The sequence below is a fragment of the Croceicoccus sediminis genome, assembly GCF_007570835.1.
GTDB classification, from domain to species: Bacteria; Pseudomonadota; Alphaproteobacteria; order Sphingomonadales; family Sphingomonadaceae; genus Croceicoccus; species Croceicoccus sediminis.
In genome coordinates this window covers 385583-395572 of sequence record NZ_SUNC01000004.1, presented here as the reverse complement: position 1 = coordinate 395572, position 9990 = coordinate 385583, and the positions used below count along the sequence as shown (strand labels likewise).

Here is a 9990-nt window from a genome sequence, read left to right as displayed (position 1 = left end):
AATCCAACCCCCGCAACCACACACAACCAAGCCCCCATGGCAAATCGCCAAGGGGGCTTTCTTGCGTCCAGAGCGTGAGTAACCGACCGGGAGGTAATGCCTAGCGCTGGCTGCTGCGCATGGTCTTTCTCAGCGCGGTCTGGAAGCGGCCTATTTATTTATCGACGAGGGACTCGCGTGGGCGAGATCCGATGCGGGGCTGGCGCTGCCCTCGCGGATATACCAGCCGTGGTACTTTCTGTCGTGGCTAAGGGTACCGCTATCACTCACAGACATGTCTGCCGCGAGACTTATCGCGCCAGCGGCAAGTGCACTTCGAACGTGCTGCCTTCACCCGGCGCGCTTCTGACGAGGCGGATTTCCCCGCCGTGCAGTTCGACAAGCTGTTTGACCAAGGCGAGGCCGATCCCCAGGCCGCCTCCGACGAGCCCACGGCCATTGTCCGATTGTCCGAACATTTCGAAGATAACCGATTGTTGTTCCACGGGTATTCCGACGCCATTGTCCGACACTGTGATATTCGCGCCATCAGCCAGCTTTGACACGGCGACCGTGATCTGGCCGCCCGCCGGGGTATAGCGGGCCGCATTGCTGACGAGATTGCCTACGATCTGGATGAAGCGCGCCGGATCGACCTCCAGCGTCATCGGTTCATCCGGCAATTCCACCTGAAGGTCATGACCAGCGGCCTCGATCGCCGGTCCGGCAATATCGAGGGCTGGTGGCAGGATATCGCCGAGCAGGACCGTTTCCTTGCGGAGCGATATCTTGCCGTGCTCGATGCGGTTGATGTCGAGCAGATCGTCGACCAGTCGGGTCATGTGATGAAGGTGCTGCCGCATCGATTTGCGCACGGATTCGTTGTCGAGGCCTTCTTTCGGTCTCTCCAGAAAATTCAGGCCCGCCAACAGCACCGCGAGGGGATTGCGCAGTTCGTGGGCGAGGACCGCCAGAAACCGGTTCTTCTGTTGGTCTGCTGCCTGCAAAGCCGCGGTCAACATGGCCAGTTCGTCGCGTTGGGACGTAATCTGCTGGCGCTGGACGAATAGATCGAGAAAGACGTTCGACTTGGAACGCAGGATATCGGCTTCGATCGGCTTCTGGATGAAGTCGACGGCACCGGCCTCGTATCCGCGAAACTTGCGGGCCGCATCCCCGCTTCCGGCGGTGAGAAATATGATCGGGATATGCCGCGAACGATCGTTGGCGCGCATGATCTCGGCCAGTTCGAAGCCGTCCATGCCCGGCATTTGCACGTCGAGCAGGGCCAGCGCATATTCGTTGCCCAGCATCAGTTCGAGCGCTTCTTCGCCGCTGCGGGCTCTGTGCAGTTCAAGACCTTCGCGCGCCAGCAGTGCTTCAAGCGCGAGGAGGTTTTCCTCAAGGTCGTCGACCAACAGGAATTTTACGGTATTGGTCATCGCTCGACCATTGCCTCCAGAGCAGGTTCGATTTCTTCCAACGTCATCGCGCGCGCAGCGGGGCAGGCCGCGAGGGCAGCCTCTGGCATGGTCGCGACTTCTGCCGTCGCGGGGGCCTGCACGATGCCTTGCCCACCGGCGGCACACAGCGCCCGCAAGCCTTGCGCCCCGTCGTGGTTCGCCCCGGTCATGACGATACCAACCAGCCCGGGCCCATAGGCATCTGCCGCGCTTTCGAACAAGACGTCGATGGCCGGGCGCGAGTGATTGACCGTCTCGTCGGATGACAATGCAAACGTTCCGCCCGTTTCGACTAGCAGATGATAATCGGGCGGGGCAAAATAGATCGTGCCGGACGCAATCGGTTCCTTGTCCTCGGCTTCCTTGACCGCCAGTCGGCATTTCCTGGCAAACAGGTCGACCAGAGCATTATCCCGTCGCGGCGGAATATGGACGACGACCATGATCGGAACCGGAAAGTCGGCCGGCAAGGCCGGGAGGACTTGGGACAGGGCCTGAACCCCGCCCGCCGAGGCGCCAATGACGACAGCCTGCAAGGTCATCGCACGTTTCTCCGGTATATCCGTTCATCGCCCACGAAATCGGCGAAGTGATCGGCATGGGCGGAGAAGCGCAGGCTTTCCTTCGATCCAATCCCCAGGAAGCCGCCGCGCACGAGCGATTCCGCGAACAGGCCGACGACCCGGTCCTGCAATTCGCGATCGAAATAGATCAGCACGTTGCGGCAGGAAATCAGATGCATTTCTCCAAACGCTGCGTCGGTGACGAGGCTGTGATCGGAAAAGACGGTGCGCTCGCGCAGGGACTTGTCGAATACGGCCCGGTCGTAATCCGCGGTATAATGGTCGGACAGCGAGGAGTGCCCTCCCGACAGGCGGTGATTTTCGGTGAATAGGCGAATGCGGTCGAGCGGGTATATGCCCGCCTGCGCGGCGCGCAGGGCGGCCGGATTGATGTCCGTCGCGTAAAAGATCGTCCGCTCGGCCAGACCTTCCTCGGCGAAGAGAATGGCCAGCGAATAGAGTTCCTCACCGTTGCTGCACCCTGCGACCCACACCTTGAGCGAGGGATAAGTGCGCAGATGCGGTATCACCTTCTCGCGCAAGGCGCGGAAATAGGACGGGTCGCGGAACATCTCGCTCACCTGCACGGTGAGGTAGTTCAGCAGCCGCGGCAGGATCGTTTCGTCGTGAAGGACGGCCGACTGGATGGCGGAGATGCTGTCGTAGCCCAACTGGGTTCGCGCCTGCAGCAGGCGGCGCTTGATCGATGCGCGGGCATAGTGCCGGAAATCGTAGTGATAATGACGATACAGCGCATCCAGCAGAAGCTGGATCTCGATATCTTCGATGCTCTCGCCGGTCACCGCGGCATCCATACGCGCACCAGCGACAGCAGTTTGTCCACATCGATCGGCTTGGCCATGTAATCGTTGGCACCGGCATCGATGCACTTCTGCTGATCGTCGGGCATCGCCTTGGCCGTGAGCATCACGATCGGCAGCTTTTTCCAGTGCGGATCGGCCCGGATCGCGCGGGCGGCGGTAAGGCCGTCCATAACCGGCATCATCACGTCCATCAGCACGAGATCGATGGCCTTCGCCGGGTCGTCGACCGCTTCGGCGAGCGCGTCGAGCGCTTCCTGACCGTTGCGCGCGATCCGCGTCAACGCGCCGCGCGGCTCAAGCACGCTGGTGAGCGAGTAGACGTTGCGCACGTCGTCCTCGACGATGAGGATGCGCCTGCCTTCGAGCGCGGCATCGCGGTGGCGGGCCTTCTCAATCATCTGTCGCTGTTCGGGCGGCAGATCCGACACGACGCGGTGCAGGAACAGCGAGACTTCGTCCAGCAGTCGCTCGGGAGACTTGGCCCCCTTGATGATGATCGAACTTGAATAACGGCGCAGGCGCTGCTCTTCCTCGCTCGACAAATCGCGGCCCGTATAGACGATGACCGGCGGGAAGGGGCCACCCTTCTCCTCGCTCAGCGTCTCGAGCAGCGAGAAGCCCGATGCATCGGGCAGTGCAAGGTCGAGAACCATGCAGTCGTATTGCCCGCTGCGCAGCTCCTCGAGGCATTCGGCAGCGGTGCCGACACCAACGGTCTCGACGTCCTGGGATCCCAGGAGCTGGCCAACCGCCTCGCGCTGGACCTCGTCGTCCTCGACGATCAGCACGCGCCGCATGCGCGAAGCCAGCTTCTCCTGCAAACCTTCGAGCACTTCGGCGAGGCGATCGCGCGGGGCGGGCTTTTCCAGAAAGCCGATCGCGCCGAGCGCCATCGCGGTCTGACTTTGATCCGAACCGGATATCACGTGGACAGGAATATGCCGCGTCTCTGCCTCGTGCTTGAGCAGGTCGAGCACGGTAAGGCCCGACTGGTCCGGCAAGCCGATATCGAGCACGATTGCGCTGGGCCTGTATTCGCGGGCGAGGTCGATCGCGTCCTGCGCGGTTCCGGCAACGATGCACTGGAACCCCAACTCGCGCGAAAGGTCGCGCACGATGCCGGCAAAAGTGGTGTCGTCTTCGATGACCAGCAGCAGCCGCTTGTCTTCGTTCAGCGCCTGACGGTCGTCTTCCACGATGCTCAAGCCTGCCTGGGCTGGCTTCGATCTGGCCTCTGCGCGCGGGGCAGGTGCGCGCGGGGCCGGTGCGGGCGGGGGCGTTGGCGCGGCCTGGGTCGGTGCCTCGCTGGCAGTCGCAAGTTGCCGCGGCGCAACCATCGCGGGATCGTAGGTTGCCGGCACTGTCACCACGAAGGTGCTGCCTTTGCCCATCTCGCTGTCCAGTCGCATGGTGCCGCCCAGCAGACGCACCAGCTCGCGCGAAATCGACAGCCCAAGCCCCGTGCCGCCAAATTTGCGGCTGATGGTGCCGTCCGCCTGGCGGAAGGCTTCGAAGATTGCCTCGCGATGCGTTTCGTCGATGCCGATGCCGGTGTCGGCCACGGTGAAATCCACGGTGTCCTTCGCGCCCTGCGAGATGGTGAGGGCGACGCTGCCCTGCTCGGTGAACTTGATCGCGTTGGAAAGCAGGTTTTTCAGCACCTGTTCCAGCCGCTGCCGGTCGGTTTCGATCGATAGCGGCGCGTCAGTCTGCACGGTCATGCAAAGCTCCAGACCGCGCTGCTGGGCCAAAGGCTCGAACACCTTGCGCAGATCGGATGCCAGCCGTTCGGTCGAAACCGGGGCGGCCTCGATTTCCACGTGGCCCGCCTCGATCTTCGACAGGTCGAGGATATCATTGATAAGGGTCAGGAGGTCGTTGCCGGAGGATTCGATGGTACGGGCGAACTTGATCTGCTCGGCCGTCAGGTTGCCATCGGCGTTATCGCCGAGAAGCTTGGACAGGATGAGCAGCGAATTGAGCGGCGTGCGCAATTCGTGGCTCATGTTCGCCAGGAAGTCCGACTTGTACTGGCTCGCCTGTTGCAGTTCGCGCGCCTTCAGTTCGAGAGAGGCCGCCGCCCGCTTCAACTCGTCGCGCTGTCCTTCGAGCGTCTGCGCCTGCTCTTCGAGCTGGCTGTTGGTCTGCTCCAGTTCGACTTGCTGAAGTTCGAGGCGGGCCTGGGATTCCTTCAGCGCATTGCCCTGTTCTTCGAGCTCTTCGTTGGAAACCCGCAGTTCCTCGCTCTGCGCCTGCAATTCGCCCGCCTGCCGCTGGGTTTCCTCCAGCGCTTCCTGCAACCGCTCGCGAAAACGCGCGGAGCGGAGCGCGACGCCGATCGATCCGGAGACGGTATCGAGAAGTTCGAGCGTCCGTTCGTCGACCTTGTCGAAAAAGCCGAGTTCGATAACCGAATTCACGGCGCCTTCGTTGAACATGGGCGCCACCACGAGATGGCGCGGGGCGTCGCTCCCCATTGCCGAACCTATCTTGAGATAGCCGGCGGGAATGTCTGCCAGGACGGTGGCCCGCGCATCGGTCGCCACTTTGCCGAGCAGACCTTCGTCCAGAGCGAATTTTTCCGGCACGGAAGCGCTGTCCGAAACGCCCAGCAACGCGGCGCGGTTGAAAATGCCATGCTCGCCCTTGAACAGAGCCCCGGCACTGGCACCGCTTCTTTCGGCAAGGAACGAAAGCACGGCGGCGCCCACTTCGGGCACTGTCTGCTCGCCCCGCATGGCCTCGCTCAATTCCAGCTGCGCGGTCTGGAGCCACTGCCGCCGCTCGCGGGTGCGATTGCTTCGCCCCATGAGGATGAAAATCGCGATCGTCAGGGCGATCCCGATGAGACTGGTGACCACGGCGCTGATGATGGCGGCACGGGAAGCCGCAGCCAGTTCGGCGACGCGCTGCTCGCGCTCTGCCGCCTCGTCGCGGAACATCAGGTCCATTTGCTGGCGGATAGCGTCCATGGCCATCTTGCCGCGATCGCTGTCGGTCATCTGGACCGCCAATGCCATCCCATCCTCGCGCCGCGTACGGATAGCGTTGTCGGCAAAGCGGAGCTTGGTTTCGACTGCGGTTTGCAATGAAGGCAGGGTTTTGCGCTGGACCTCGTCGTCCTGCGTCAGCGTTTCGAGCAAGGTCAAGCTTGCGCGCGCCTTGGCGACACCTTGCTGATAGGGTTCGAGATATTGATCTTCGCCGGTAATGACGAAGCCACGCTGCCCAGTCTCGGCATCGAGCAACGCGATCATCAGGCCATCGAGTGTCGTCAGGACCTCATGCGTATTGCGAATCCGCGCCTCGTTTTCCCGCATGCTGACGATATTGATGTACGCAGCGTACGCCGACAGGAGGAAGAAGCCGACGCCGACCAGTAGGCCGATAACCGACCTGCTGCTGAGAGAATCACGGAAGCCTTGCTTCGGTTTCGCGTTTCGCAAGATGCTGGAACCTCATGAATAAGATTCTGGCCTTAAAGATACTCTGTAATCGCAGGCAACATTTTTCGGTCGATCATTCGTGCCTGTGCGGATCGGCGCTGAAGATGCCTCTGGCTGGAGACTGCGGACCGCATGGAACGATGATCGTCGGCGGTATCGGCGCCTCTACGGGGGAGGGGGCCTTTTGCGGAGGCCCCATGTGTCGTCCATTGCATCCAATGCAGCCAGTCTGCTTCCGGCCCAGTTTTCCCCAAACTGAGACTTTGAGAGTTCTACTGCGGAGCAGGGAGCGTCGTCTTCCAAGGCGCCGACACCCCCACCTTTTTGCAAGGGCGTTTCGTGAGTCAGCGGTCCCTAAAGCGCGGAAACGACCCTCCCCTTAAAGCTAGCTGGCGGACATTCATGTACGTTTTAAAACACTCAGATTAAACAAGGCGGGCGACACATCTCCCGCTATGACGGGGAGAGTGGAATGGTTGTTCGGTTGAGGCCGATTCTCTTGATTGGCGTAGCGTGCGGAGCGTTGTCGGCGCAGCCGGCCTGGTCGCAGGATGGTGAGGGGGTGGCCGCGGTCCGGCCCTCTTCGGGCGGACTTTCGGAAATCGTCGTCACTGCGCGTAAGCGGGAGGAAAGCGTCCAGGACGTGCCGGTCGCCGTGACTGCGCTTTCCGAAGAACTGATCGAAAACCGCGACATCACCAGTGTCGAAAAGATCGCCGCGATTGCGCCGCAGTTCAATGTGGGCCGCGCATCCAACGGTTCGGGCGCACAGCTGACCCTGCGCGGTATCGGTTCCTCATCGACCTCGATCGGGATCGAACAATCTGTCGCGGTGGTCGTTGACGGCGCCTATTATGGCCAGGGCCGCGTCATCAACGAAGGCTTTTTCGACCTTGCCCGCGTCGAAGTCCTGAAGGGGCCGCAGGCGCTGTTCTTCGGCAAGAACGCGACCGCCGGTGTCATCTCGATCACGACCAAGGATCCCGGACCCGATCCGGAATTCATGGTCAAGGCAGGGTATGAATTCGTGGCCGAGCAATACAAGCTCGAAGCCGTGGGTTCGGTGCCGCTGGGGGATCGTCTTGGTTTCCGCCTTGCCGCCCGCTATTCGAAGATGGACGACGGTTACTACACCAACCTGGCAGAGCCGTTCGAATACACCACCCGCGATATCACCGACCTGCTGGCAGGCGGTGACGGCAACCCGATAACATCGACTGCGCAGCCTGCCGCCCGGAACGAGCCCGGCGAGGAAGAAGTGCTGGCCCGCGCTACGCTCAAGTGGGAGGCCACCGACAATCTCACGCTGACTTTGAAGGGCAACTACGACTGGAATACGGTCAACAATTCGTCGTGGAACTACGTCGCCTATGCCTGCGGTCGCGGCGACGGCCTTTCGCAGCAGACGGGCCAGCCGTGCCGTACCGATTTCGTGACCTTCCAGAACAATCTGCCCGATGCGCTTGCCGGCAACATTCCGTGGTCGCGCGATGATGGTGCGCTCTACAACCGGTACGAGTCGGCTTCGTCCACGCTGAACACGGTTTACGAGACGGACTTCCTGCAGATCACGTCTGTCACCAACTACCAGTGGGTCAACAACAAGTGGACCTGTGCCTGCGATTTCCAGTCGACCCCGACCAGCGTTTGGGCGACAGAAAATTCAAGCTGGGAAGCATGGTCCGAAGAATTGCGCTTCCTTTCGACCTTCGATGGCCCGCTGAATTTCATGATCGGCGGCCTTTACCAGAATACGACGCGCGACTTTAACCAGCAGGCCGCTCAGGCAAACCTTTACAACAGCGCCGCGCCTGCTGGGCTGGAGTTCCTCGGAAACCAGAAGTTCAGCCAGACGAAGGGTGAAACCTTTGCCGTGTTCGGTCAGCTGACTTACGAGATCACGCCCGATCTCGAACTGGCCGGCGGTGCACGCTATACCGATGAAACGAAGGACAGCTACTTCGTACAGCCCTACGTCAATCCCGGACTTGCCGGTGTCTTCCGCATCGGTAGCGATCCACTGGGATATGTGACGGCCAATCAACATTTTACCGACATCTCGCCCGAAGCGACGCTGACATGGCAGGCGGCTGACGACGTTCTGGTCTACGGGGCCTACAAGACTGCCTACAAGTCGGGCGGCTTTTCGAACGGCGGCATCAACTCGCGGTTTTCGTCCGATCCGCTGGGAGACCTGACGTTCGAGCCGGAAACAGCGGAAGGTTTCGAAGTCGGCATAAAATCGACGATCCTCGACAACCAGCTGCGCCTGAACCTGACGGCATTCACATACGACTACAGCGATTTGCAGGTCGACTTCTTCAACTCGCCGATCTTTGCGTTTCAGACCCTGACGGCAGATTCGCGTTCGCGTGGTGTCGAGCTGGAGTTCGAATTCGCGCCATATGCGGTCGAGGGGCTGAATGTTTACGGCTCGATCAATTACACCGAGGCGGAATACACCGACTTCGAAGGTGCGCCCTGCTATGCAGGCCAGACCACGGGCGAAGGCTGTATCCAGATCAGCCCGATCGCTGCGCGACAGGACCTGACCGGCGCTCCGCTTTCGGTTTCCCCGGATTGGACCGGCAACCTGGGCGTGACCTACGAACGCGACATCGGCACGAATTACCGCGCAGGCCTCAGCATCGATGCCCGTTATTCGGACAGCTATCTCGCGTCGGGTTTCGGCAATCCGCTTTCAGTTCAGGACAGTTATGTCACTCTTGATGCCGGTTTGCGTTTCGGTGCGGCCGACGACAACTGGAAGATCGCGCTGATCGGCAAGAACCTGACCAACCAGTTTTACGTCACGGGTGTTGTCGACGGGCCATTCACCGGAGCCGGCACCGGGACGGCAGTCGGGACGAAGGCCGACCAGCTCGGTTTTGGCAGCCTGCCGCGGACCGTCCAGATCGAATTGACAAAGCGCTTCTGATCTCTCCCGATCAAGCGCCATACCTGCCGGGGCAGCTTTAACCAGCTGTCCCGGCTTTTTATTGTTTGCCGTGAAGGGAAAAAGCCGCCGCCATCAAGTCAAGTGACCAACTTGCCAACTCGCGCACGTCGTCGACGTCCATCCCGGCGTCCCGGCGGACGTCATGTTCGCACAACAAGGACAGAAAGCCGGTGGTCATCATCAGGGTGCGCGCGTCCGCTTTTCCGGCTTCATGCTGGTCAAGTCGGCGGCGCAATTCGGCAAGAATGCGCGGGATCACCAATTCTTCCGAAGTCTCGTCTTCGGCCGGATGCGGAACCGCGTGGCGCCCGAAACGTGTCAGGTAAGTCAGCAGCAGACGCGCATAACAGTGATCGCCATCCTCGTTCGTAAGGTCGAGGTACGGTTCGTATACGAGACCCAGCAAGTCGCGATCGGAAATGGATCGAAGCGCGCCTAGACATTCCAGCTTCGCCTTCCTGGTCACTTCCATCTCACGGACGCGATACTCGAAAATCGCGCGCAGCAGACCGTCTCGTCCGCCGAAATGGTACTGTACCGCCGCCACGTTCAACTGCCCCGCCGCCGCTGCGATGGTGCGAAGAGAAACTTCGTTGATCCCATCGCGCGCGAAGAGTTCTTCGGCGACGCGCATCATCTTGAGGCGCGACCGCGCACTGCGTCCGTTTTCTCCGCTCGTCCCGGTCGTCGTTGTCGCCATGTCGGGGCTTCTAGCCCGCGCGCAAATTCAATGAAAGTAGGGAGACCTGACCGTTG

At 61.1% G+C, this 9990-nt stretch carries 6 protein-coding genes; 1 reads left to right on the top strand and 5 read right to left on the bottom strand.

Annotated features, from left to right (window positions below; all coding sequences use genetic code 11):
* Positions 1-290 precede the first annotated feature (290 nt).
* The 4 genes from FAX90_RS14970 to FAX90_RS14955 are packed head-to-tail and all read right to left on the bottom strand — an operon-like array spanning position 291 to position 6149.
* Positions 291-1421, bottom strand: coding sequence for a hybrid sensor histidine kinase/response regulator (locus FAX90_RS14970; RefSeq protein WP_144098213.1), 1131 nt, complete (start codon positions 1419-1421; stop codon positions 291-293).
* Positions 1418-1984, bottom strand: coding sequence for a chemotaxis protein CheB (locus FAX90_RS14965; RefSeq protein ID WP_144098212.1), 567 nt, complete (start codon positions 1982-1984; stop codon positions 1418-1420). The genes FAX90_RS14970 and FAX90_RS14965 overlap by 4 nt, the downstream gene beginning before the upstream one ends.
* Positions 1981-2820, bottom strand: coding sequence for a CheR family methyltransferase (locus FAX90_RS14960; RefSeq protein WP_144098211.1), 840 nt, complete (start codon positions 2818-2820; stop codon positions 1981-1983). The genes FAX90_RS14965 and FAX90_RS14960 overlap by 4 nt, the downstream gene beginning before the upstream one ends.
* Positions 2805-6149, bottom strand: coding sequence for a response regulator (locus tag FAX90_RS14955; RefSeq protein ID WP_144098210.1), 3345 nt, complete (start codon positions 6147-6149; stop codon positions 2805-2807). Before FAX90_RS14955 ends, FAX90_RS14960 begins: the two co-directional genes overlap by 16 nt.
* Before the next feature lie 598 nt (positions 6150-6747).
* Between FAX90_RS14955 and FAX90_RS14950 the strand changes: the two genes are divergently transcribed.
* On the top strand, positions 6748-9213 hold the full coding sequence (locus tag FAX90_RS14950) for a TonB-dependent receptor (RefSeq protein ID WP_144098209.1): 2466 nt from the start codon (positions 6748-6750) through the stop codon (positions 9211-9213).
* 58 nt (positions 9214-9271) lie between these two features.
* On the opposite strand, the gene FAX90_RS14945 is transcribed toward FAX90_RS14950, so the two are convergent.
* Positions 9272-9934: a TetR/AcrR family transcriptional regulator gene (locus FAX90_RS14945; protein ID WP_144098208.1), complete on the bottom strand. Its 663-nt coding sequence runs from the start codon at positions 9932-9934 to the stop codon at positions 9272-9274.
* Positions 9935-9990: the final 56 nt, after the last annotated feature.

Coding starts and splice junctions, on each gene's coding strand:
- FAX90_RS14970 (WP_144098213.1), bottom strand. CDS start 1,421: ATGACCAATACCGTAAAATTCCTGTTGGTCGACGACCTTGAGGAAAAC.
- FAX90_RS14950 (WP_144098209.1), top strand. CDS start 6,748: ATGGTTGTTCGGTTGAGGCCGATTCTCTTGATTGGCGTAGCGTGCGGA.
- FAX90_RS14955 (WP_144098210.1), bottom strand. CDS start 6,149: ATGCGGGAAAACGAGGCGCGGATTCGCAATACGCATGAGGTCCTGACG.
- FAX90_RS14945 (WP_144098208.1), bottom strand. CDS start 9,934: ATGGCGACAACGACGACCGGGACGAGCGGAGAAAACGGACGCAGTGCG.
- FAX90_RS14960 (WP_144098211.1), bottom strand. CDS start 2,820: ATGGATGCCGCGGTGACCGGCGAGAGCATCGAAGATATCGAGATCCAG.
- FAX90_RS14965 (WP_144098212.1), bottom strand. CDS start 1,984: ATGACCTTGCAGGCTGTCGTCATTGGCGCCTCGGCGGGCGGGGTTCAG.